This is a genomic window from Streptomyces sp. NRRL F-5126, assembly GCF_000721265.1.
In the GTDB taxonomy this organism is placed as follows: domain Bacteria; phylum Actinomycetota; class Actinomycetes; order Streptomycetales; family Streptomycetaceae; genus Streptomyces.
The window spans coordinates 298,983-323,309 of the sequence record NZ_JOFZ01000011.1; the positions used below are offsets into that span (position 1 = coordinate 298,983).

Below are 24,327 nucleotides of genomic sequence, written 5' to 3' on the forward strand. Positions count from 1 at the left end.
GCTCAGGCCCCTGCGCCCAGACCGGTCAGCACGGTCTCGGCACGTGCCTGAGCGCCGTCCGCCACCACCAGGTCCGGCGTGATGCCCCGGCCGTCCACCGCGCGCCCCGCGGGCGTCCTGTAATGCCCCACGGTCAGCTCGGCGACCGATCCGTCCGGGAGCGTCGTCGGCATCTGGATGGACCCCTTGCCGAACGTCCTCGACCCGACGACGACCGCCCTGCCCCTGTCCTGCAGCGCGCCCGTCAGCAACTCGGCGGCGCTCATGGTGCCGCCGTCCACCAGCACCACCACGGGCCGCTCGGTGTCGCCGCCGTGCTCCGCGTACAACGCGTGCTGCCGCCCGTTCATGCCGTACGTGGCGACGAGGCCGCCGTCGAGGAACGCGGACGCGGCCTTGACGGCCTCCGACACCAGACCGCCGCCGTTGCCCCGCAGGTCGAGGACGATCCCGGCGCCGCGCGGCGCGTCACGCACCGCCCGCCGCACGTCGTCCCCCGTGCCCCGGGTGAACGACTCGACCGCGATGCGGCGCGCGCCGTCCGGGAGGGCGGACACGGACACCGACGGCGCGTCGAGCCTGGCCCTGCGCACGGAACGCGAGGCGCGGTGGCCGTCCCGCTCGGTGCCGAGCGCGACCGCGCTGCCGGGGGCCGCGGCGCGGGAGCCCGCGGAGTCACCCCGCAGCATCCCCATGACCTCGGTGACGGGGAGGCCGGTCACGCTGCGCCCGTTGACGGACTTGAGCACGTCGCCCGGGCGTACGCCGGCCTGCTGCGCGGGGCCGCCACGCTGTACGCGGGTGATCTCCAGCAGCCCGTCGGCCGTACGCCGCGCGCCGACGCCCACGCCCGTGTACCGGCCGTCCAGCGCCTGCTCGAACTCCTCGTACTCGTCCTTGTCGTAGACGGTGCTCCAGCGGTCACCGCTGCGGCTGACGACCTGCTGGGCGGCGTCCGTGCCCGAGTCGCCGCGCGCGATCGCGCGCGCGGCCGCCTTCGCGACCGTGCCGCCGTCGAGCGTCACCGCGGCGGGTCGAGGGCGCGCCTCGCGGGAAGCTCCGGACCCGGGAAGGGAGTCGGTGGCGGCGGCCGTCCCGAGCACCCCCACGAAGACCAACGTCAGAGCCGCCCCGCGGCCGAATCCGCGGGGCCATGGACGCTGCGGCACGGAACCCGACATGGCGCCTGAGTCTAGGACAACCCCCGCGTCACGACGGGGCCTTGGCCCAGGAAACACACAGGGTGCTTGTCACACCCTCAGATACTTGCGCAACGCGGCGAACGCGGCCACCGCGGGCATCAGCAGGCCGATCGCGAGGACGAGGGGCAACTTCGTGAGGACCGCGTCCCACCCGATGAACTTGACCAGTTGCATCTTCTGCTGCAGGTCGAGGCCGCCGTCGATGAGGAAGTAGCGGCCGAGCATCAGCATGCCGCAGGCCACCACGCCGCCGATCAGCCCGGCGAACGCGGCCTCCATGATGAACGGCAGTTGGATGTAGAAGCTCGACGCGCCGACGAGGCGCATGATGCCCGTCTCACGCCTGCGGCTGAACGCCGACACTCTGACGGTGTTGACGATCAGCATCAGCGCGATGATCAGCATCAGCGCCATCACGCAGAGCGCGGCGACGTTCATGCCGTTCATCAGCGAGAACAGGTTCTCCAGGATGGAGCGTTGGTCCTGCACGGACTGCACGCCGTCCCGCCCTGAGAAGGCCGTCGCGATGACCTTGTACTTCTGCGGGTCCTTCAACTTGACCCGGAACGACTCCTCCATCTGGTCCGGCGTGATAGAGGACGCGTAGGCGGTTTTGCCGTACTGCTGCTGGTAGTGCTTGTACGCCTCGTCCTCGGACTCGTGGTAGACGTGCTGCACGATGCCCATCTTGTCCAGGTCGGCCTTGATCGAGGCCTTCTCCTGATCGGTGACGGCACCCTTCGTGCACGCGGGGTCGCTCTGCGCGTCCCCCTTGTTGCACAGGAAGATGGAGACGTTGACCTTGTTGTACCAGTAGTCCTTCATCGTGCTGACCTGCTCGCGCATGAGCAGCGCGCCGCCGAAGAGCGCGAGCGACAGGGCGACGGAGACGACGACGGCGAAGGTCATCGTGAGGTTGCGACGGAGACCGACGCCGATCTCCGACAGGACGAACTGGGCGCGCATGGCGTCCTTTCAGCTGTGTGCCTCGTTGCTTCGCGCGGTCCACCGGGGCCCGCGCCACGTCAGTGCGCGGTGCGTCAGTGCTGGTAGCCGTAGACGCCGCGGACCTGGTCGCGGACCAGCCGGCCCTTCTCGAGCTCGATGACGCGCTTGCGCATCTGGTCGACGATGTTCTGGTCGTGGGTGGCCATCACCACGGTCGTGCCCGTGCGGTTGATCCGGTCGAGCAGCTTCATGATGCCGACGGACGTCTGCGGGTCGAGGTTTCCGGTCGGCTCGTCCGCGATCAGCAGCATCGGCCGGTTGACGAACGCGCGCGCGATGGCGACGCGCTGCTGCTCACCACCCGACAACTCGCCCGGCATGCGGTCCTCCTTGCCGCCGAGCCCGACGAGATCGAGCACCTGGGGCACGGACTTGCGCGTCTCGCCGCGCGGGCGCCCGATGACCTCCTGGGCGAACGCCACGTTCTGCGCGACGGTCTTGTTCGGGAGCAGCCGGAAGTCCTGGAAGACGGTGCCGAGCTGGCGGCGCATCTGCGGCACCTTCCAGTTGGACAGGCGCGCGAGGTCCTTGCCGAGGACGTGCACCATGCCGTGGCTCGCCCGCTCCTCCCGCAGCACGAGGCGCAGGAAGGTCGACTTGCCCGAGCCGGAGGAACCGACGAGGAAGACGAACTCGCCCTTCTCGATCTCCAGCGAGACGTCCCGCAGCGCGGGACGGTTCTGTTTGGGATAGGACTTGGAGACGTTGTCGAATCGGATCACGATGCACCACGGGTCGGCCGGGAGTAGGTGTGCGTGACCTTACGCGAACCGGGTATGTGCGCGCAGTCCGCGTCCTGCGTTGGCCGAATTGTCACGGATACGCCCGGCTTCCGCTCGTTCACGGACCGTACGCGGCCGTGCCAGGCACCCGGTCGGGCGCGCCGAAACGGCCGGAACCTGGCACGATGGTAGGGGGAACGGATGCGTTTCCCTGGGCGTTGGGCGGAGAAGTAACCGGTGAGTGGTGGGCGGCTCCGCCGCGCGGTGGAGGAGGAGAGCGCATGACCTACGACAGACTGGTGTGCGCCAACTGTGCGGGTCCTGTCAGCGAGGGCAGGTGCCCGGTGTGCAGGGCCAACCGTGAGCGGCTCCAGCAGAGCGGCCCCTTCGGCGGGCTGAGCCTGGCGGCGATCCTCACCGTGGTGGTCCTGCTGATGGCGGCGGTGGCGCTCGTGGCGGCCTACCAGCCGGCCTGAGCGACCCGTAGAGACGGGAGAAGGGCCCGGGCGGCTTGTTGCCGCCCGGGCCCTTCCGTGTCACCGGTCCCGATGGTCTGCCGTGGGTCCGGCGGCCGTGTTCCGGCTCGCGAGACGCGGCAGGAAGCGGAAGCCGACGCCACCCGCGATCATGGTCGCGGCGCCGAGGATCAGGAACGTGGTGTCCCCTGACCCGGTCTCCGCGAGCTGCGACGTCCCGGCGCTCTGCTCGGCCGGCTTGTTGCCGACGCTGTCCGGGCTGGTGTTGTCGGCGCACTTGACGCTGTCGAGGTCGACGGTGCAGGTGTTGACGCTCCCGCCGGTGGCGGCGGAGCCGCCGGTGGCGCTGGAGCCGCCGGTGGCCGACGAGGACCCGGTCGAGCCGGTGGACCCGGTGGAGCCACCGCCGGTGGCGGCGGAGCCGCCGTTGCCGTCCGTGGACGACCCGCCGTTCCCGCTGCCGTTGCTGGAACCGCCGCCGACCGCGCCGCCGTTCTGGTTCCCACCGGCGCCGTTGGTACCGGTCTCACCCGTTGTGCCGGGAGCACCGTTCGTACCGGTCTCACCCGTCGTGCCAGGAGCACCGTTCGTACCGGTCTCACCCGTCGTGCCAGGAGCACCGTTCGTACCGGTCTCACCCGTCGTCCCGGGAGCACCGTTCGTACCGGTCTCACCCGACTGCCCCTGGCTGACACCGTCGGGTCCACCCGTACCCTGCTCACCCTGCGGCAGGAATACGTTCGCCTTGACGGGGCCAACGTCCACGCCGACGCCGGCGGCCTGCGCAGCCCCCGCGGCGGTCAGCGACGCGCCGGCGACGATCACCGCGCCGGCGGCGATACGTGCCACGCGGACACGCGTCTTCTTGGTCATCTGCCTGGTACCCCCAAGTAATTCAGTCGTCATGGGCGCAGCGCCCAGGGCAGCGGCCGCGGGGAGTACGCGTCTTCGCCTGTCCCCCGGTCACACGCGCCCCAGAATTACGCATGCCACGCGTCAGCTTTCCGAGTTTCCATATACGCGTCAAGGCCGTTGCGTCTGCGATGGCCGCGAATGCGTTGGTTGTCCGGGACGTCCCGACGTAATCGTGACATGAAAAGGAACTGCCGCTTCCGAAACGGCAGTTCCCTTGTCGACAAAGCGTGAGTTCTAGTTCTCCTGCTGCTTGCGCCAGCGAATTCCTGATTCCAGGAAGCCGTCGATCTCGCCGTCGAGCACGGCCTGCGGGTTGCCCACCTCGTGGCTCGTGCGCAGGTCCTTGACCATCTGGTACGGGTGCAGGACGTACGAACGCATCTGGTTGCCCCAGGAGTTGCCGCCGTCGCCCTTGAGCGCGTCCATCTTGGCCTGCTCCTCCTGGCGGCGGCGTTCGAGGAGTTTCGCCTGGAGGACGTTCATCGCGCTCGCCTTGTTCTGGATCTGCGAGCGCTCGTTCTGGCAGGAGACGACGATTCCCGTCGGGATGTGCGTGATGCGCACGGCGGAGTCCGTGGTGTTGACGCCCTGGCCGCCGGGGCCCGACGCGCGGTAGACGTCCACGCGCAGTTCGGACTCGTCGATCTCGACGTGGTCGCTCTGCTCGACGACGGGCAGCACCTCGACGCCCGCGAACGACGTCTGGCGGCGGCCCTGGTTGTCGAACGGCGAGATGCGGACCAGGCGGTGCGTGCCCTGCTCCACCGAGAGCGTGCCGTACGCGTACGGGGCCTTGACGACGAACGTGGTCGACTTGATGCCGGCCTCTTCCGCGTACGAGGTCTCGTAGACCTCCGTGGCGTAGCCGTGCCGCTCCGCCCAGCGCAGGTACATGCGCTGGAGCTGCTCGGCGAAGTCCGCCGCGTCGACGCCGCCGGCCTCCGCGCGGATGTTGACGAGCGCCTCGCGCTCGTCGTACTCGCCGGACAGGAGCGTGCGGACCTCCATCTCGTCCAGCGCCTTGCGCACCGCGTCGAGCTCGGTCTCGGCCTCCGCGCGCGTATCCGCGTCGTCCTCGTCCGCCGCCAGTTCGAAGAGCACTTCGAGGTCGTCGATGCGGCCGCGCAGCGCCTCGGTCCTGCGGACCTCGGCCTGCAGGTGGGAGAGCCGGCTGGTGATCTTCTGCGCTGCCTCCGGGTCGTCCCACAGGGACGGCGCCGCGGCCTGCTCCTCGAGCACAGCGATGTCTGCCCTCTTCTTGCCGAGGTCCAGAACGGCCTCGATCGACTCCATGGTCGAGGAGAGGGACTTCAACTCTTCGGATACATCCACGACTGCCACGCGTCCAAGCGTAACCGCTGCCCGGCCCCCGGCTCTCCCGCCGTACTGCGGCGCAGGCTCAGGGCGCCGGCTGCGTGGACTGCTTCGCGTCCTGCGGGCTGGTGCCGTCGCCGACCGCGAACCAGCCGCCGAGGCCCAGCGCGACCGCGAGCACCCCGGCCCCCACACCGAGCGTGACGCGGCGCTTGCGCACGGCGGCCGCCTTGTGGCTACGGGCCGAGCCGGGGCGCGGGCTGCCGGGCGCGCGCGGGACGCGTGCCGTGCCGCGGGCGCCGCCCGCGAGTTCGTCGGGCGCGGGCACGCGCATGCTGGTGTGGGTGTCGCGGTTGGAGTCCGGCGCCGCGCCCGGGACCAGGGCCACCGCGCCGCGCCTTCGCGGCTCGTCGCCGCCGGGGGCGGCCGTCTCCCGGGCGGTGTCCTGCCGCTCGGGCTCCTCGTGCTCGGTGCCGGGCTCGTCGACGTCGAGCGGCGGGATGCCGGCGAGCAGCGGGAGTACCTCGTGCAGCCGCGCGGCGAGCTCCGAGGCGCGCAGCCTGGAGGCGGGCGCCTTGGCCAGGCACTGGACGAGGAGCTGCCACAGCTCCTCGGGGATGCCGGGCAGCGGTACGACGGTCTCCGTGACATGCCTGCGCAGCACGGCGCCCGGGTGGCCGCCGCCGAAGGGCGTGAAGCCGGCCAGCAGCTCGTAGAGGACGGTGGCCAGCGCGTAGATGTCGACGGCGGCGCGCGGCGGCAGGCCCTCCACGATCTCGGGTGCCAGGTAGTCGGGCGTGCCGATGATGCGGGTGGTCTTGGTGCGGCTCGGGGTGTCGATGAGCTTGGCGACGCCGAAGTCCGTGATGAGCGCGGGGTGCGCGCCGCCGGGACCGAGCGGCCCCTCCATGTCGAGCAGGATGTTCTCGGGCTTCACGTCGCGGTGGACGACGCCCTTCGCGTGCGCGGCGGCGAGCCCCTCCGCGACGTCGGCGGCGATCGCGACGGCGGCCTCGGGCGCGAGGCGGCGCTCGCGGTCGAGGCGGGTGCGCAGGTCGGTGCCGCGGACGAGCCGCATGACGAGCGCCAGGTCGTTGCCGTCGACGACGAGGTCGCGCACGGAGACCACGTGCGGGTGGTCGAGCCCGAGCAGCGCCGTGCGCTCCTGGACGAAGCGCCCGACCAGCTCCTGGTCCGCGGCGAGGTCGTCGCGCAGCAGTTTGACGGCGACGGGGCCTTCGGGCCCCTCGCCGAGCCACACCGTGCCGGCGCTGCCGCGGCCCAAGATCTGGGTCGCGGTGTACCGGCTGCCGATATTCCGTGCCAAGACTGCTCCCTCAGCGGCTGGCGTTGCCCCTCGGTCGCCCCTCAAAGTACGCGGCCTTCGGGGTGTTGCGTGCCCAAGACGGCGGCAATCTTCACTTCCGGGGAGGAAATCACCCCCGATATTGTGCCGGAAATCGACATAGCTACAGAGCCGCCGCCGCCCGGGGCGCCGGGGACGCGAGGACGCCGGTGCGTCCCCGGGGCTCCGTCAGGAGCCGGAGCCTCCGCCGATGTTGGAGATCCAGTGCGAGACCGACGAGATGCCGTTGCCGATCTCCGACCAGTAGCCCTCGCCCTGGTGGATCCAGCTCTGCAGGGGCGTCAGGTCCCAGACGAGCCAGCCGATGATCAGCAGTACCACGATCACGACCACGCAGCCCTTGAGGCAGCCGAGGCCGGGGATGTGCATCGGGTTGGCGCTGCGCCTCCTCGGCGCCCTGGGCTCCGGCTCGGGGCGGGGCGCGGGCTGCCGGGGCGGCGCGTACTGCTGCGGCTGCGGTGCGTACTGCTGCCGCGGCGGTGACTGCGGCCGGTACTGCTGCGGCTGCTGCCCGTACTGCTGCGGGTAGGGCGCCGGAGCCTGGCGCTGGGGCGGGTAGCCGCCCTGCGGGGGCTGCTGCCTGTGCGGGCGGTGGCGCAGCGGGTCGAGGCTCGGGTCGACGGGCTGGACCTGCGTCTGCTCGTTGCGGTCGCGCGCGGCCCGCAGCTGGTTCTGCCAGGGGTGCGGGCCCTGGCGGCTCTCCTGGCCGCCTGTGGTGGGCATCACGTTGGTGGCGGCGGCCGGATCGTGGGAGCCGGGCAGGCCGGCGCCGGGCAGGACGCTGGTGGGGGCGTCGGCGCCCGTGCCGGGCAGCACCTGGGTCGGATCGGCGGCCGAGCCGCCCGCCGGCAGGACCTGGGTGGGATCGGCGGCGCCCGGCGTGCCGGGGACGGCCGTGGGCGCCGGGTCGGGCACGAGCAGCGACGCGACGCCGAGGGCGGCGTCCACCTGCCCGGGCGTGGCGTGCACGCCGATGCCGGGTGCGACCGTGCGCAGCGCGGTGGCCAGGTTGACGGCGCTCGGCCGCTGGTCCGGGTCCTTGCGCAGGCAGCGCTCGACGACGGTCCACAGCGGCTCGGGCACGGTGGTGGGCCTGCGGGGCTCCTCGCTCAGGTGCTTCTGGAGCACTTCGAGCGAGGTCGCGCCGGAGAACGGCGGGCGCCCGGTGAGCAGCTCGTACAGCAGGATGCCGGCGCCGTACACGTCGACGGCGGACGTCTGCGGCCTGCCCTCGGCGGACTCGGGCGCGACGTACGCGGGCGTGCCGACGAACTCGGCGGTGCGGGTGAGCCCCGGCGAGTCCGCGAGGCGCGCGATGCCGAAGTCGGTGAGCATCGGGTGCAGCTGCTCGCCGTCGTCCTTCAGCAGGACGTTGGCGGGCTTGAGGTCGCGGTGGACGACGCCCTGCGCGTGGCTCGCGGCGAGCGCGTCGGCGATCTGCGCGGTGAGCAGGGCGGCCGCGACCGGCGTGAACGGGCCGTTCTCGCGCAGGTAGCGGTGCAGGTCGGGGCCGTCGACGAGGTCCATCACCAGCGCGAGCAGGTCGCCCTCGACGACCAGGTCGCGCGTGCGCACGATGTTGGGGTGCGTGAGCATCAGCAGGACGGAACGTTCGCGCAGGAAGCGCATCACGACGTCCGCGTCGCTCGCGAGCTCTTCTCTCAGTACCTTGATGGCGACGGTCTCGCCCGGCTGTCCCGGCACGGCCGCCTCGGCTCCGGCGGTCTCCCGCTGCGAAGCGCGCCAGACGGTGCCCGTGGCACCGCGCCCGAGCGGTTCCTCGAGCAGGTACTTGCTGCCTACCGGCCGCACGTCATGTGCTCCCTGCTGATAGAGATCACTGCATCGTCCCGCGTTCCGGGGACTCCGGCCCACTTTAATGCCGCCGGACGGGTCACCGAGCGTCATCGCACGTGACCCTCGCGCGTGACGGCCGCGGGCCGCGTCCCGGGGAGGACGCGAGCAGCGCACGGATGGTTGCCGCCGCACGGTCCCGAGCGCGCGGGACACGATCGCAAGCAGGCATTTATGCACGCACAGCCGACCAATCAAGATCACTTGAGACCGGGGCGCGGGCGTGTTGTCAGTGGCAGGTGCGAGGATGCCCTCACGTACCGGTCGGGCGCCGTACCCGCCGGACACCCTGTGCAGAAGGGACCGCTGACGGCTATGCAGATCCGGCTGACCGTCCTCGCCGCGGGGCGCGCGTGCGACGTCCTCGTCACCGCGCCGGCGGGCACGGCGCTCGCGGCGGTGGCGTCCGGCCTCGTCACCTCGGTCCTCGGCCCCGACGCCCCCGGCGCGGCGGCGCTGTACGCGGACGGTGTCCGGCTGGACGCGCAGCGTGCGGCCCTCGGCGACCCGCCGCTGGTCGACGGCGCGGTGCTGTCGCTCGGCGCGCCCGCCGCCGACGAGGGGCTCACGCGTGGGGCGCCGGCGCAGCTCAGGGTGGTGGCCGGCCCGGACGCGGGCGGGGTGCACCTGCTGCACGGCGGCCGCGTGGTGATCGGCCGCTCCGCCGAGGCGGACGTGCCCCTGGACGACCCGGACGTGTCGCGGCTGCACTGCGCTGTGACGCTCGCGGCGGACGGCGCCGTGGCGGTGGCCGACCTCGGCTCGACGAACGGCACGACGCTCGACGGGGCGCCGGTCGGCTCGTCGCGGGTCCCGCTGCCGCCGGGCGCGGCGCTGCGCCTTGGCGAGTCGACGGTGACGCTCGCCGTGGGCGAGCGGGAGGCGGCGCTGGCGACGGTCCCCGACGGCGAGGGCCACCTGCGGGTGACGCCGGGGGACGCGCGCGCGGCGGACGCCGGGGTCCATGCCGGGGCCGATCCGCGGGAGCTCGGCGGCGAGCGGCTCGGGGCCGCGCCCCGCCGCGTTCCGGCCGCCGCGCCCGGCTCCGGCCTCCCGCACGCGCCGGGCGGCACGGGGCAGGACGGCGGGCACGCGTTCGGCGGACCGCAGGCACAGGCCGGCCACGGCCACCCGGAGGGCGGCTCCTCCGGCCCGTCCCATCCCTCCGGCCCCGCCATCGCGAGCGAGGTGCCGCATGTGCCGGGCCAGCGCGACGGCACGCAGGACGACGCGGCGTCCGGCAGGCGCCGCGGCCTGGGCGCCTGGGCACGCAGGTTCGGCGGGGGCGCGGGGCGCGGCGAGACGCATGTCGGCGTGCCGCTCCAGCGCGGCGGCGAGCGGCCCGCAGGGCGGACTCCCCTCGACTCCACGTGGCCGGACGCGGCCGAGCTGCTGCTCACCGCTCTCGCCCCGGGGCCCCGCCTGTGGGAGCGCGGCCCCTCCCATCCCCAGGCGCTGGTGGTCAGGCTGGGCACGGCGGACAGGCCAGACCGCCACGCGCCGGTGACGGTGGGACTGCTGGAGGCCGGCTCGCTTGGTCTCGCCGGGCCGCGCGCGCGTCTCGTCGGCCTCGCACGCTCCGTGGTGGCGCAGCTCGCCGCCCTGCACCCGCCGTCGGAGCTGGAGATCGCGCTGATCACGACGGATCGCGCGCTGGGCGTCGAGCAGCGGCGCGCGGACTGGGGCTGGCTCGGCTGGCTGCCGCACGCCAGGCCGGGCCACGGGCAGGACTGCAGGCTGCTTCTCGCGTACGACAGGGAGCAGGCGGCGGCCAGGGCCGCCGAGCTCAGCCGGCGGCTTGACGAGGGGCCGCTCGGCCCCGGCTGGGCGTCCGCCGAGCCCGGCGCGGTCGAGGCCGCCGCCCGGCGCCACACCGGCCAAAGGACGCTGCTCGTCGTGGACGGCGACCCCGGCTCCGCGGCGCTGCGCGAGACGACGGCGCGTCTCGCGCAGGCCGGTCCCGCGGCGGGCATCCATGTGCTGTGCCTGGCCGAGACGCCCGCCGCGTCCGCGGTCTCGTCCGTCACGGCCACCTATGACGCGGCCTGCGCGGCGTCGCTGCCGTTCCGCGAGTGCGGCGCCGTCGCGCTGCTCAGCGGGGACGTGGCGGGCGCGCTGCGGGTGCTGCGCACCGCGCCGGGGCAGCCCGTCGGCGACGGCAGGGGCACGGTCGCGGTCGTGGACGCGGTGTCGGCGGCGTGGGCCGAGCGGTTCGGGCGGGCGCTCGCGCCGCTGCGTACGACGGTCGCGGCGGCGGGCCCGCGCCCCGCCGCGGAGCTGCCGCGCACCGCCAGGCTGCTGGACGAGCTGGGCCTCGCGCGGGCCACGCCCGCGTCGCTGCTGGCCGGCTGGGCTCGGGCGGCCGACGCCGGCCAGGAGTGCGCCGTGGTGCTGGGCGCGGGGCCGCGCGGTCCCGTGGCGGCCGACCTTGTGCGCGAGGGCCCCCACCTGCTGGTCGAGGGCCCGCCCGGCAGCGGGCGCACGGAGCTGCTGCGGGCGCTCGCCGCCTCGCTCGCGGCGGGCGCGCGCCCGGACGATCTGGGTCTTCTGCTGGTCGACGGCGCGGGCGGCATGAGGGGAGAGGGCCTCGCCGCGCTCACGGAGCTGCCGCATGTGACGGAACACCTGGTGGCCTCTGATCCCGTCAGGATGCGTGCGTTCGCGCAGGCGCTCGGCGGGGAGCTCAAGCGCAGGGCCGAGCTGCTCGGCCCGCTCTCGTTCGCCCAGTGGCACGAGGCGCGGCAGGCCGGGGACGCGCGCGAGGAGCGCGGGGAGCAGCAGCCGGGCGACGCGCCCCTGTCGGCGACGCGCACGCTGCGGCTGCGCCCGGGCGGGCAGCGGCCGGGGCAGGACGTGCGGCGCGCGCCCAGCCCGTTGCCGCGGCTGGCCGTGCTCGTCGACGACCTGGACGCGCTGGCGGCTCCCGCGCTCGGCAGCCCCGGGCGCCCCGCCGCCGGATCCGTGATGCGGGCGCTCCAGGCGATCGCGCGCGACGGCGAGCGGCTGGGGGTGCACCTGCTGGCGGCGTCCGGCGCCCATGACCGCACCGCGTCCACGGAACTGGCGCGTACGGTGCGCCTGCGCGCCGTGCTCGACGCGCCGCCGACGGCGCCCGCGCCCGAGGATCCGACGCCGGGCCGCGGCCGCCTCGTCGGTCCCGACGGCGGCGCGACGCCCTTCCAGGCGGGCCGGGTGACGGGCCGCATCCCGCGCACGGCGACCCGGCGCCCGACGGTGGCGCCCCTGGAGTGGGAGCGGATGGGCGATCCGCCGACGCGCCGCCCGTTGCGCGAGCTGGGCAACGGGCCGACGGATCTGGCGCTGCTCGCCAGTGCCATGGACCGGGCGGCGCGTTCCATCGCGGCGGCCCCGGTCGCCCCGCTCTCGCCCGTGCACCCCTGACCGGCGGGACCGGGCGCCGGCATCCACTCAACCCTCAAGGCTTTACCGTGTGTTGGTTGCCGGTCCTGGAGCGTTACGAGCGCATCACGATCACCGCGTACGGCTCGGTGACGCTCTTGCCTGTCATGAACACCCGGCGTAGGACTGGTCCGCACGGAACGTGGCGGCGCCGGCACGTCGGGCGGTGGTGCCTGTTCCGAGCGTGGATCCACACGCGCACGGGAGAGACGGGGATGCAGCGATGCGCACAACTCGTACGGCAGGCAAGGATCTTGCGCACAGACCGCTGGGCGTCCGGGCGGCGGTGGCACTCGTCGCCGTCGGCGCGGCGGCACTCGCGGGATGCGGCGGCTCCGGCTCGGGCGGCAGCGCGTCTGACGGCGGGGCGTCGGGCGGCGGGGCGAGCGCGTCGTCCGGGCAGAGCGGCAGCGGGCTGCACCTGCCGAAACTGACCGGCCAGAAGATCGAGGTGGCCGCGGTGTGGACGGGCCCAGAGCAGGCCAACTTCACCAAGGTCCTCGACGCGTTCGAGAAGCGCACAGGCGCCACGGTGACGTTCGTGCCCGCCCAGGATCCCATCATCAACTTTCTCGGCACGAAGATCGCCGGCGGCAGCCCGCCCGACGTGGCCATGCTCCCCCAGGTCGGGGCCATCGACCAGGCGGTGGCGAAGAAGTGGGCGAAGCCCGTGGGTGCCGCGGCCAAGGCCGAGCTGGCGAAGAACTACAGCAAGGGCTGGCAGGACCTCGGCGCGGTGGACGGCACGCAGTACGGGGTCTACTTCAAGGCCGCCAACAAGTCCCTCGTCTGGTACAACAACAAGGCGTTCCAGAACGCCGGGGCCACCGTCCCGAAGACATGGCCGCAGTTCCTGAAGACGGTGGACACCCTCTCGGCCTCCGGTGTCACACCCTTGTCGGTCGGCGGCGCGGACGGCTGGACGCTCACCGACTGGTTCGAGAACGTGTACCTGTCGCAGGCGGGCCCCGAGAAGTACGACCAGCTGGGCAAGCACAAGATCAAGTGGACCGACCCGTCCGTCAAGAAGGCGCTCACGACGCTCGGGCAGCTCTTCGGCAGGCCCAACACCCTCGCCGGGGGGCCGGACGGCGCGCTCCAGACGGAGTTCCCCGCCTCCGTCACCCAGACCTTCACGGGCGGTGACACGCCCAAGGCGGCCATGGTCTCGGCGGCGGACTTCGCCGGGGTCAACGTCCAGCAGACGAAGGCCAAGATCGGCACGGACGCGAAGATCTTCCCGTTCCCCGCGGTCGGCGCGAAACCCCCCGTGGTCACGGGCGGCGACGCGGCCGTGGCGCTGAAGGACACCAAGGGGGCCCAGGCGCTGCTGACGTTCCTCGCCTCCCCCGACGCGGCGAAGATCTGGGCGGCGCAGGGCGGCTTCGTCTCCCCCGACAAGTCGCTCCCCATGTCGGCGTACCCGGACGACGTGGAGCGGTCGATCGCGAAGGCGCTGATCGCGTCGGGCGACGACTTCCGGTTCGACATGTCCGACTCGATGCCGCAGTCGTTCGGCGGAACGCCCGGCAAGGGCGAGTGGAAGGACCTCCAGGACTTCCTGAAGAATCCGAAGGACGTCGCGGGCACCCAGCGCAAGCTGGAGGCCGACGCGGCCAAGGCCTTCACGAGCTGACGCGGTGACGTCAGCGGTCACGGGGGGCGCCGGCACGCCGGCGTCCCCCGGCGGGAAGGCGCGCAAGAGCGTGACAGGCACCCGGAAGGCCGTGGCGGTGGGGTTCCTGCTGCCCGCGCTCGTGCTGCTCGGCGCGCTCGTGGTGTACCCGATCGGGTACTCGGTCTACCGGTCGTTCCTCGACAAGTCGGGCCACGGCTTCGCCGGGCTCGGCAACTACGTCACCCTCTTCACCGACGACTCGATCCGCAAGGCCGTCGAGAACAACGTGATCTGGGTCGTCGTGGCGCCCGTCGTCGCGACAGCGCTCGGCCTGATCTTCGCCGTCCTGACCGAACGGGTCCGCTGGGGCACGGCGTTCAAGCTCGTCGTCTTCATGCCGATGGCCATCTCCATGCTCGCGGCCGGGATCATCTTCCGTCTTGTGTACGAGCAGGACCCGGCGCGCGGCGTGGCGAACGCGGTGTGGGTGGGCGTGCACGACACGTTCGCCGAGTCCGCCGGATACCCGGGCGCGCACCCGCTGCCCTTGCATCCGCTCAAGGCGGGTGGCGGCGGTTCGTTCGTCACCAAGCAGCCGGTGCACGCGGGCACCCCGGTGCGGCTGCCGCTGGTCGGGGTGGCGCCGGGCAAGATGCCGTCGGACGCGAAGACGGCCAGGGCCGCCGCGCGGAAGCCGGGGGCGATCACCGGCACGACGTGGCTGGACTTCACGCTGGGCGGCGGAGGCAGGCCCAACGTCATCGACCCGAAGGAGCGCGGCCTCGCCGGCGTCAAGATCGAGGCGGTCAAGGGCGGCAAGGTCGTCGCGTCCACGAAGGCCGCGGGCGACGGCACGTTCACGCTGCCGAAGGCGGCGGACGGCGCGGTGCTCAAGCTGCCCGCGGCCAACTTCAGGAAGCCCTACGACGGCGTGGAGTGGCTCGGCCCGCACCTCGTGACGCCGGCCATCATCGGCAGCTACCTGTGGATGTGGGCGGGGTTCGCGATGGTGCTGATCGCGGCGGGGCTCGCGGGCATGCCGCGTGAGCTGCTCGAGGCGGCGCGGGTCGACGGCGCGAACGAGTGGCAGGTCTTCCGGCGGGTCACCGTGCCGCTGCTGGCGCCCGTGCTCGGCGTCGTGCTCGTGACGCTGATGATCAACGTGCTGAAGATCTTCGACCTCGTGTACATCATCGCGCCGGGCTCCTCGCAGGACGACGCCAACGTCCTGGCGCTCCAGCTCTACCGGTCGTCGTTCGGCACGGACGCCGACCTGGGCGTGGGCAGCGCGATCGCGGTACTCCTGCTCCTGCTGGTGATCCCGGTGATGCTGGTCAACATCCGCCGCATGCGAAGGGAGAACCGCCGATGACCACGGAGGAACCGGTGATCGGCGCCTCGCCCTCGGGCCGCTCCCCCCTCACCGCGAGGCCGGCGCGCCCCGCGCGTGCGAACCGCCGCGGGCGTGCGCGCCGTCCCGGCGGCGATGAGCGCTCGCTGCCCGCCCGGGTCGCGGCGCGCCTCGGCGGCGGCGCGGTGCGGGCCGTGCTCGTCCTGGTGGGCCTGTTCTGGCTGATGCCGACGATCGGCCTGCTGCTGTCGTCGCTGCGCGGCGCGGACGACATCGCGTCGAGCGGCTGGTGGCAGGTCTTCACGAAGCCGTCCCGGCTGACGTTCGAGAACTACGCCAACCTGCTCGACAACCACGTCATCACCAACTCGCTGCTGTCCACGGTCCTGATCACCGTGCCCGCGACGCTGCTCGTCGTCGTGATCGGCTCGTTCGCCGGGTACGCCTTCGCCTGGATGGAGTTCCCGGGCCGCGACTGGTGGTTCATCGGCGTGGTGGCGCTGCTCGTGGTGCCGGTGCAGGTGGCGCTGATCCCGGTGTCGAGGCTGTTCGGCGCGATCGGCATCTTCGAGACGACGCTCGGCGTGGTCCTCTTCCACGTCGCGTTCGGGCTGCCGTTCGCGATCTTCCTGCTGCGCAACTTCTTCGCGGAGATCCCGCGGGAACTGCTGGAGGCCGCGCGCCTGGACGGGGCCGGCGAGATACGGCTGTTCACGCGCGTGGTGATGCCGCTCGGCGGCCCGGCGATCGCGTCGCTCGGCATCTTCCAGTTCCTGTGGGTGTGGAACGACATGCTGGTGGCGCTGGTGTTCGCCGACTCGAAGAACCCGCCGATCACCGTCGCGCTCCAGCAGCAGGTGCGGCAGTTCGGCAACAACGTCGACGTGCTGGCGCCCGGTGCGTTCCTGTCGATGATCATTCCGCTGGCCGTGTTCTTCGCGTTCCAGCGGCAGTTCGTGTCCGGGGTGATGGCGGGGGCCGTCAAGTAGGCCCAAGGCGGCGGGTGTGCGGGCGCGCGGGCGCGCTGCCCGCGCGGTCGCCGTCAGCCGTGCCGCAGCGCCGCGACGGCCGAGGCCGCCAGCTGGTCCAGGTACCCCTTGGGCAGTGGCCCGCGCACGACGGCGAGACGCCAGTACAGGGGGCCGACGATCAGATCGAGCGCCGTGTCGGGGTCGGTGCCCTCGCGCAGTTCCCCCCGCGCCACGGCGTCCCTGACGATCACCGCCGCGATGCCCTGCTGGCCGTCGAGCAGCGTCGCCCTGATGGTGTCCGCGATCTCGGGGTTGCGCGCGGACTCCACGAGCAGGTCCGGGATGACCTGCGACGCCACGGGGTGGCGCAGCGCCGCCGACGCGACCTGCAGCAGGGCGCGCACGTCGCCGTGGAGGGAGCCGGTGGCGGGGGCCGGCAGCCCCTGCGCGGCGAACACGGAGACGAGGTCGAGGACGAGCGCGAGCTTGGACTTCCAGCGCCGGTAGACCGCGGTCTTGCCCACGCCCGCCCGGCGCGCGATGCCCTCTATGGACATCCTGGCGAAGCCGACCGCCGCGAGCTCCTCGAACACGGCGGCGCGGATGGCGTCGGTCACGTCCTCCCTGAGTACTGCGGCACCCGCGGGGACACGGCGTGCTGTACGCGGTCCGTTGGTCATCTCTTGAGCATACCGTCACGACGCTACGGTTGCGTTGCGACGTAATGGGACCGTACTCTCAGCGGTGCGACGATACGGAAGCGTTCCGTCGTCGGTGAAACCCCCCTTCACGTCGAAAGCGACTCCTGTGAGCCAGACGATCGCACCGACTCATGCCACTCCCCCAGCCCCGGGCAACGAGACGGATCTCGCCGCACTCGCCGCCCGGCACGGCCTCTCGGTGAGCGGCGCGCGGCCCACGCTGACCCAGTACGTGGGCCAGCTGTGGTCGCGGCGGCACTTCATCACGACGTTCGCCACCGCCAAGCTGACCGCCCAGTACAGCCAGGCGAAGCTCGGGCAGATCTGGCAGATCATGACGCCGCTGCTCAACGCGATCGTCTACTTCTTCATCTTCGGCGTGCTGCTCGGCACGAAGCGGAACATCCCCGACTACGTGCCGTTCCTCGTGACGGGCGTCTTCATCTGGACGTACACCGCCAACTCGGTCACCTCCGGCACCCGCGCCATCTCGTCCAACCAGGGCCTGGTGCGCGCACTGCACTTCCCGCGGGCCTCACTGCCGCTCTCGCTGGTGCTCCAGCAGCTCCAGCAGCTGTTCTTCTCGATCTGCGCGCTGGTCATCATCCTGGTCGCCTTCGGCCAGTACCCGCGCTTCCACTGGGTGCTCGCGATCCCGGCGCTGGCGTGCCAGTCGCTGTTCTGCGCGGGCGTCTCGCTGATCATGGCGCGGCTGGGCGCGAAGACGCCCGACATCGCCCAGCTGATGCCGTTCATCATCCGCGTGTGGATGTACACGTCGGGCGTGATGTGGAGCGTGGAGAAGCTCGCCAGCGGCCACCAGGGCATCCCCGACTGGGTGGTCATGGCGCTGCGCTGCCAGCCCGGTGCCGTCTACATCGACATGATGCGGTTCGCGCTGATCGACAGCTTCCACTCGAACCAGATCCCGCCGCACGCGTGGGCGCTCACGCTGGGCTGGGGCCTGCTGTTCTTCGTCGGCGGCTTCATCTACTTCTGGCGGGCCGAGGAGAGTTACGGACGTGGCTGACGAACACATCCCGACCGTCGTGGCCGACGGCGTACACGTGACGTACAAGGTGCACGGCGCCAAGGGCGGCAGGGGCAGCGCCACCTCGGCGCTCAGCCGCATCGTCTCGCGGCGGCCCGCGGTGGGCGTGCGCGAGGTGCACGCCGTGAAGGGCGTCAGCTTCGCCGCCTACCGCGGCGAGGCGATCGGCCTGATCGGGTCCAACGGCTCCGGCAAGTCGACGCTGCTGCGCACGATCGCCGGCCTCCAGGTGCCGTCGGCCGGCCGCATCCACACCGCGGGACAGCCGTCGCTCCTCGGCGTCAACGCGGCGCTGATGAACGACCTGACGGGCGAGCGCAACGTCGTGCTCGGCGGGCTCGCGATGGGCATGTCGCGCCGCGAGGTGAAGGACGTCTACGACGACATCGTCGACTTCTCCGGCATCAACGAGAAGGGCGACTTCATCTCGCTGCCGATGCGCACGTACTCCTCAGGCATGGGCGCGCGGCTGCGGTTCTCCATCGCGGCGGCGAAGAACCACGACGTGCTGCTGATCGACGAGGCCCTCTCCACCGGGGACGCGAAGTTCCAGGCACGCAGCAAAGAGCGCATCCAGGAGCTCCGCAAGGAGGCGGGCACGGTCTTCCTCGTCAGCCACAGCAACAGGGCCATCAGGGAGACCTGCGGCCGCGCACTGTGGCTGGAAGCGGGCACGCTGCGGATGGACGGGCCGGCGGACGAGGTGGTCGACGCCTACGAGCGCTTCACGGCGTCCAAGCCGAAGGCGAAGCCGGCGGCCGCGAAGTAGCCGGTGGCCGTCGGGGCCACCGGCCCCGCGCCCGCTGTACGACGCCCGAGCCCCCGGAGCACGCGCCCCGGGGGCATCGCCGTGAGCGACCCTCCGCACGGTCGGCTGCCGCCCCGGCAGCGCGGCGTGCCCCGGCAGCCCGAGGGCGAGCCCTCCCCGTGCGGGCAGGCGGTCACCCCGCCCGCACGGCACGGACACGGGCACGGCCGTCCAAGGCGCCCCCGGGCGCCTGCGCCTCGTCGACCCGTCCGGAAGCCCGCGAGCCTGCCCGCCGGATCCGCGAGCCTGCAACCTGCAAGGGGGGCCTGGCCGGCGCGAGGCCCGGGGTGGCACTGCCCAGCGATCCACGCCCAGCCGGACCCGCACGGGTCCTGTGGCGGCCCGGTGGGTGCCGCGCTGCGCGCGACCCGACGTACACGGACACGGCTGCCCGACACGCCCGGGGCACCCCGGGTAGCGGCCCACACCCGGCCGGGCACACGCGGCGGGCGCACACGCCCGGGGCGCACACGCGCGGGTGGGGCGTTGCGGTCTGCGGCCGCAACGCCCCACCCCGAACGCCTCAGCTGTGCGTGCGCAGCAGCGTCCGCATCGTGCGCATGGCCACGGACAGGTTCGCCAGGTCGAACGCGTCGGACCCCTGGATCTCCTCCAGCGTGTTGCGTGAACGCGCCAGGATCGCCGCGTTCTTCTCCTCCCACGCCTCGAAGCGCTCCTTCGGGCTCGCCCCGTCCTCGCCGAACGCCAGCACGTCCGCCGTGAGCGACGCGTGCGCCGAGTAGAGGTCCTCGCGGATCGAGGCGCGCGCCATGGACTTCCAGCGGTCCGTGCGCGGCAGTTCGAGGATGCGGTCCATCAGCTCCGTGATCAGCAGCCGGTCGCCGAGGTCGTAGTAGACCTCGGCGACGGTGAGCGCGTCCTTGCCCGTGCGGTCGGCGATCGCCACGATGTCCAGCGCCGGGAAGACCGAGGAGAAGCCCGCGACGCGCGTCGCGAACTCCTTCGGCACGCCCGCCGCGCTCATCCGCTCCTCGATCGTGTCGAACCACTCGTGCTCCGTGCCGAGCAGCAGCGTCGGCAGCTGCGACCACACGCGCTCCACGCCGTCCGAGAAGAAGGCGATCGTGCCGGCGATCTCCAGCGGCTGCGGCCGGTTGCCGAGCAGCCAGCGCGTCGCCCGCTCGACCAGCCGCCTCGAGTGCAGCCTGATCTGCGTCTGCACGTCGGCGGCGACGGTGTTGTCGAGGTCCTCCACCGCGTCCCAGACGGCGCCGAGGCCGAAGATCTCCCTCGCCGCTGTGTGCGCCCTGACGACCTCTTCCGTGGACGCGCCCGTCTCCTCCCGCAGCCGGTGCAGGAAGGTCGAGCCGCCCATGTTGACGGTGTCGTTGACGAGCACCGTGGTGATGATCTCGCGGTGCAGCGCGTGGTTGTCGATCTGCTCGGCGAAGCTGTCACGCAGCTGCGCGGGGAAGTACGCGTGCAGCAGCTTCAGCAGGTACGCGTCGTCCGGCAGGCTCGTCGCGATCAGTTCCTCCGCGACGGTGATCTTCGTGTACGCGAGGAGCACGGCGAGCTCCGGCTGGGTGAGCCCCCTGTCCGCGTTCAGCAGCTCGCGGATCTGCCGGTCGTGCGGCAGGAACTCGATGTCCCGGTCGAGGTGGCCCTCGCGCTCCAGACGGCGCATGAACCGCATGTGGGCGTGGAGCATGCTGGCGGACTGCGTGACGGCCGCCGCGAGAGTCGTGTTCTGCGCGTAGTTGTTGCGCAGCACCAGCGCGCCGACCTCGTCGGTCATCTCCGCGAGCAGCTTGTTGCGCTGCTTGACGGTCATGTCCCCCTCGGTCACGAGGCCGTTGAGGAGGATCTTGATGTTCACCTCGTGGTCGGAGGTGTCGACGCCCGCGCTGTTGTCGATGGCGTCCGTGTTGACCTTGCCGCCCGAGCCGCCGGAGCCGCGCCGGGCGAACTCGATGCGGCCGAGCTGGGTCAGGCCGAGGTTGCCGCCCTCGCCGATGACCTTCGCCCGCACATCCTCGCCGTTGACGCGGATGGCGTCGTTCGCCTTGTCGCCGACGTCGGCGTTGGTCTCCGTGGTGGCCTTGACGTACGTGCCGATGCCGCCGTTCCACACCAGGTCGACCGGCGCCTTGAGGATCGCCTGCATGAGCTCGGCAGGCGTCAGCTTCGTGACCTTCTCCTCGATGCCGAGCGCCTCACGCACGTGCGCGTTGACCGGGATCGACTTCGCGGTGCGCGGGTGGATGCCGCCGCCCGCGGAGAGCAGGCTCGTGTCGTAGTCGGCCCAGGAGGAACGCGGCAGCTCGTAGAGGCGGCGGCGCTCCGCGTAGGAGGTCGCCGCGTCCGGCGTCGGGTCGATGAAGACGTGCCGGTGGTCGAAGGCGGCGACGAGCCTGATGTGCTCCGACAGGAGCATGCCGTTGCCGAAGACGTCCCCGGACATGTCGCCGACGCCGACGACCGTGAAGTCCTCGGTCCGGGTGTTGTGGCCGAGCTCGCGGAAGTGCCGCTCGACGGACTCCCAGGCGCCGCGCGCCGTGATGCCCATGCCCTTGTGGTCGTAGCCCGCGCTGCCGCCCGAGGCGAACGCGTCGCCCAGCCAGAAGTCGTAGGAGACGGCGACCTCGTTGGCGATGTCGGAGAAGCTCGCCGTGCCCTTGTCGGCCGCGACGACGAGGTACGTGTCGTCGCCGTCGTGCCGCACGACGTCCTTCGGCGGCACGACCTCGCCGCCCACCAGGTTGTCCGTGATGTCGAGCAGCGCCGAGATGAAGATCTTGTACGAGGCGATGCCCTCGGCCAGCCATGCGTCACGGTCGGCCGCCGGGTCGGGCAGCTGCTTGGCGACGAACCCGCCCTTGGCGCCCACGGGCACGATGACGGTGTTCTTCACCATCTGCGCCTTGACCAGGCCGAGGATCTCCGTGCGGAAGTCCTCGCGCCGGTCGGACCAGCGCAGGCCGCCGCGCGCGACCTTGCCGAACCGCAGGTGCACGCCCTCGACGCGCGGCGAGTACACCCAGATCTCGAAGGCCGGGCGGGGCGCCGGCAGGTCGGGGATCGCCTGCGGGTCGACCTTCATCGACACGTAGTCGTGGTGCCCGCCGTCCTCCGTGCGCTGGAAGAAGTTCGTCCGCAGCGTGGCCTTGATCAGGCTGTGGAACGAGCGCAGGATGCGGTCCTCGTCGAGGCTCACGACCTGGTCGAGCGCCGCGTCCAGCTCCTCCCTGAGCGCCTCGACGAGCTCGATGCCCGCGTTCTGGCGGCCGGGCGACATGCGCGCCTCGAAGAGCGAGACGAGCAGCCGCGCCGTGTGGACGTTGTGGCGGAACGTGTCCTCCATGTAGTCCTGGCTGAACGTCGCCGCCGACTGGCGCAGGTACTTGGCGTACGCGCGCAGCACCATCGCCTGCCGCCAGGTGAGCCCGGCCGCCAGGACGAGCGCGTTGAACCCGTCGTTCTCCGCGGCCCCCGTCCAGACGGCGGCGAACGCCTCCTGGAACCGGGTGCGCACGTCGTCGGCGGGGGGCCCGCCGGCGCTCTCGGGCGCGGGCATCCGCAGGCCGAAGTCGTAGATCCACGCGCGCGTGCGGTCGGCGCAGCGCAGCTCGTAGGGCCGTTCGTCGACGACCTCGACGCCGAGCTGCTGCAGCACGGGCAGCACCGCCGTGAGGGAGACCTGCTCCCCCGTCCGGTAGATCTTGAAGCGGCGCTCGTCGGGCGCGGCGCCGACCGGCTCGTACAGGGAGAGCGCGAACTCGTTCCCGTCCTCGCCGAGCGCCTCCAGGTGCACCAGGTCGGCCACCGCGGCGCGCGGCGAGTGGTCGGCCTTGTAGCCCTCGGGGAAGGAGCCCGCCCAGCGGCGCAGCAGTTCGGCGGCGTGCTCCTCGCCGCACTCGGCGTTGAGCGCGTCCGAGAAGGCGTCGGCCCAGGAGCGCGCGGCCTCGACGAGCCGGGCCTCGATGCGGTCCGCGTCGGCGTCGGTCAGCTCGGTGAGCTCCGTGCCCGGCTGCACCCTGATCACGAAGTGCAGGCGGGAGAGCACGGACTCGGTGTTCCAGGCCGTGAAGTCGACGCTGATGCCGCCGAGCTCCTCCTTGAGGATGTCGATCAGCCGCAGCCTGACCGCGGTCGTGTAGCGGTCGCGCGGCAGGTAGACGAGCGCCGAGTAGTAGCGCCCGTACTCGTCCTGGCGCAGGTAGAGCCGCAGCCTGCGGCGCTCCTGGAGGTAGAGGACGCTGGTGGTGATGGAGCGCAGCCGGTCGGCGGGAGTCTGGAACAGCTCGTCGCGCGGGTACGTCTCCATGATCTGCAGGAGGTCGCGGCCGTCGTGGCTGCTGGGCGAGAAGCCCGCGCCGTCGAGGACCTCGGCGACCTTGCGCCGCACCACGGGCACGCGGCGCACGGACTCGGTGTACGCGGCGGAGGAGAACAAGCCGAGGAAGCGGCGCTCGCCGGTGACGTTGCCCTCGGCGTCGAACTTCTTCACGCCGACATAGTCGAGGTAGCTGGGGCGGTGCACCGTGGAGCGGCTGTTGGCCTTGGTGAGGATGAGCAGCTTGTGCTCGCGGGCCTTCGCGCGCGCGTCTGCGGGCAGCCGGCTGAAGGAGGGGCTCGCCGGGTGGTCCTCGTCCTCACCGTGGCGCGGGTCGGCGCGCAGGATACCGAGGCCGGTGCCGGGGACGGCGGTGAGCGCGTCCCCGTCCATGAGCTCGTACTCGCGGTAGCCGAGGAAGGTGAAGTGGTCGGCGGCGAGCCAGCGCAGCAGCTCGCGCGCCTCGTCGACGTCCTCGTCGAGCAGGTCGGCGGCCTTGGGCTCGCCCGGCAGCTCGTCGGCGATGCGCACGGCGGCGGCGCGCATCTTCTCCCAGTCCTCGACGGCCTCGCGCACGTCGGACAGGACGCGCAGCAGGTCGGTGGTGATCTGGTGGAGGTCGTCGCGGTCGGTCTCGCGATCGATCTCGACGTGGATCCAGGACTCGATGTTCGCGTCGTGGACCCGGTCGGCGTCGGCCGTGCCGTCGGGCTTCGTGCCCTCGGGCAGGACCTCGATCAGCTTGCCTGTCACATCACGGCGGACGGCGATCTGCGGGTGGATGACGACGTGGATGCCGCTGCCCTGGCGGGTGAGCTCGGTGGTGACCGAGTCGACGAGGAAGGGCATGTCGTCCGTGACCACCTCGACGACGGAGTGCGGCGACGTCCAGCCGTTCTCCTCCACCGTCGGCGTGTGCACCCGCACGTTCGCCGTTCCCTGCGGCCGGCTCTCCGCCAGCCGGTAGTGCGAGACCGCGGCGCCGAAGACATCCACCGGGTCGCGGTCGGCCAGGTCCTCGGGCGCCGTATGCAGGTAGTAGCGCTGGAGGTACGCGAGAAGCGTGTCACGGTCCGGCTCGCCGCCGCTGCCGGCCTCGGCGCCCGCGCCGTCCGGCCGCTGGCCTCCCAGGCCCGCGGTCTGCCCTGCCGGGCCGTCTTCAGCGACCCTTGCCGCCCGAGCGAGCAGCTCGGCCTTGGCTTCGTCCAGCTTGGTCTGCATGTCCTCTGGCTCCTGTCGCGCGCCATTGCGTG

General features: G+C 72.3%; 16 protein-coding genes. 7 read left to right on the forward strand and 9 right to left on the reverse strand.

Translation table 11 applies throughout. The annotated features are described in order from the left end of the window. Nucleotides 1–2 precede the first annotated feature (2 nt). The 3 genes from IH48_RS0124670 to ftsE form a co-directional block, all read right to left on the reverse strand. Nucleotides 3–1,181, reverse strand: coding sequence for a S41 family peptidase (locus IH48_RS0124670; protein WP_030908724.1), 1,179 nt, complete (start codon nucleotides 1,179–1,181; stop codon nucleotides 3–5). A gap of 69 nt (nucleotides 1,182–1,250) precedes the next feature. Beyond that, nucleotides 1,251–2,168 carry a permease-like cell division protein FtsX gene (gene ftsX, locus IH48_RS0124675; protein WP_030908727.1) on the reverse strand — a complete coding sequence of 306 codons (918 nt, stop codon included), beginning with the start codon at nucleotides 2,166–2,168 and terminating at the stop codon, nucleotides 1,251–1,253. A 74-nt stretch (nucleotides 2,169–2,242) separates the two neighbouring features. Further along, nucleotides 2,243–2,932: a cell division ATP-binding protein FtsE gene (ftsE, locus tag IH48_RS0124680; RefSeq protein ID WP_030908729.1), complete on the reverse strand. Its 690-nt coding sequence runs from the start codon at nucleotides 2,930–2,932 to the stop codon at nucleotides 2,243–2,245. A gap of 281 nt (nucleotides 2,933–3,213) precedes the next feature. On the opposite strand from ftsE, the gene IH48_RS0124685 reads away from it, so the two are divergent. Continuing rightward, entirely contained in the window at nucleotides 3,214–3,408 is a 195-nt protein-coding gene (locus IH48_RS0124685; protein WP_030908731.1) for a hypothetical protein, read from the forward strand. A 60-nt stretch (nucleotides 3,409–3,468) separates the two neighbouring features. Here the strand turns inward: IH48_RS0124685 and IH48_RS0124690 are convergent, their stop codons facing one another. From IH48_RS0124690 to IH48_RS0124705, 4 genes are all read right to left on the reverse strand, one after another. Beyond that, nucleotides 3,469–4,281, reverse strand: coding sequence for a hypothetical protein (locus IH48_RS0124690; protein WP_030908732.1), 813 nt, complete (start codon nucleotides 4,279–4,281; stop codon nucleotides 3,469–3,471). A 276-nt stretch (nucleotides 4,282–4,557) separates the two neighbouring features. Further along, nucleotides 4,558–5,664 carry a peptide chain release factor 2 gene (gene prfB, locus IH48_RS0124695; RefSeq protein WP_030908734.1) on the reverse strand — a complete coding sequence of 369 codons (1,107 nt, stop codon included), beginning with the start codon at nucleotides 5,662–5,664 and terminating at the stop codon, nucleotides 4,558–4,560. Nucleotides 5,665–5,722: 58 nt separating this feature from the next. Beyond that, the gene (locus IH48_RS0124700; protein ID WP_030908736.1) at nucleotides 5,723–6,964 is read right to left on the reverse strand and encodes a serine/threonine-protein kinase; all 1,242 of its coding nucleotides are present in this window, start codon (nucleotides 6,962–6,964) and stop codon (nucleotides 5,723–5,725) included. Between the two features lie 207 nt (nucleotides 6,965–7,171). Continuing rightward, nucleotides 7,172–8,815 carry a serine/threonine-protein kinase gene (locus IH48_RS0124705; RefSeq protein WP_030908738.1) on the reverse strand — a complete coding sequence of 548 codons (1,644 nt, stop codon included), beginning with the start codon at nucleotides 8,813–8,815 and terminating at the stop codon, nucleotides 7,172–7,174. 333 nt (nucleotides 8,816–9,148) lie between these two features. On the opposite strand from IH48_RS0124705, the gene IH48_RS0124710 reads away from it, so the two are divergent. The 4 genes from IH48_RS0124710 (at nucleotide 9,149) to IH48_RS0124725 (ending at nucleotide 16,235) form a co-directional block, all read left to right on the forward strand. Beyond that, entirely contained in the window at nucleotides 9,149–12,259 is a 3,111-nt protein-coding gene (locus tag IH48_RS0124710) for an FtsK/SpoIIIE domain-containing protein (protein WP_420705535.1), read from the forward strand. 241 nt (nucleotides 12,260–12,500) lie between these two features. After that, nucleotides 12,501–13,913, forward strand: coding sequence for an ABC transporter substrate-binding protein (locus tag IH48_RS0124715; protein WP_030908742.1), 1,413 nt, complete (start codon nucleotides 12,501–12,503; stop codon nucleotides 13,911–13,913). A 70-nt stretch (nucleotides 13,914–13,983) separates the two neighbouring features. Continuing rightward, a complete protein-coding gene (locus tag IH48_RS0124720; protein ID WP_030908744.1) occupies nucleotides 13,984–15,267 on the forward strand; it encodes a carbohydrate ABC transporter permease in 1,284 nt (427 codons plus the stop codon). Further along, nucleotides 15,264–16,235, forward strand: a complete 972-nt coding sequence (locus tag IH48_RS0124725; RefSeq protein ID WP_078849994.1) for a carbohydrate ABC transporter permease — start codon at nucleotides 15,264–15,266, stop codon at nucleotides 16,233–16,235. Before IH48_RS0124720 ends, IH48_RS0124725 begins: the two co-directional genes overlap by 4 nt. 53 nt (nucleotides 16,236–16,288) lie before the next feature. Here IH48_RS0124725 and IH48_RS0124730 read toward each other — a convergent pair whose 3' ends face one another. Continuing rightward, nucleotides 16,289–16,897: a TetR/AcrR family transcriptional regulator gene (locus tag IH48_RS0124730; protein WP_030908748.1), complete on the reverse strand. Its 609-nt coding sequence runs from the start codon at nucleotides 16,895–16,897 to the stop codon at nucleotides 16,289–16,291. A 127-nt stretch (nucleotides 16,898–17,024) separates the two neighbouring features. Here IH48_RS0124730 and IH48_RS0124735 point away from each other — a divergent pair, with 127 nt between their 5' ends. Together IH48_RS0124735 and IH48_RS0124740 are read left to right on the forward strand one after the other, a co-directional pair. Then, the gene (locus tag IH48_RS0124735) at nucleotides 17,025–17,948 is read left to right on the forward strand and encodes an ABC transporter permease (RefSeq protein WP_030908750.1); all 924 of its coding nucleotides are present in this window, start codon (nucleotides 17,025–17,027) and stop codon (nucleotides 17,946–17,948) included. Next, nucleotides 17,941–18,738: an ABC transporter ATP-binding protein gene (locus IH48_RS0124740; protein WP_030908753.1), complete on the forward strand. Its 798-nt coding sequence runs from the start codon at nucleotides 17,941–17,943 to the stop codon at nucleotides 18,736–18,738. The genes IH48_RS0124735 and IH48_RS0124740 overlap by 8 nt, the downstream gene beginning before the upstream one ends. Nucleotides 18,739–19,300: 562 nt before the next feature. Here the strand turns inward: IH48_RS0124740 and IH48_RS0124745 are convergent. Further along, a complete protein-coding gene (locus tag IH48_RS0124745; protein WP_030908756.1) occupies nucleotides 19,301–24,295 on the reverse strand; it encodes an NAD-glutamate dehydrogenase in 4,995 nt (1,664 codons plus the stop codon). Nucleotides 24,296–24,327: the final 32 nt, after the last annotated feature.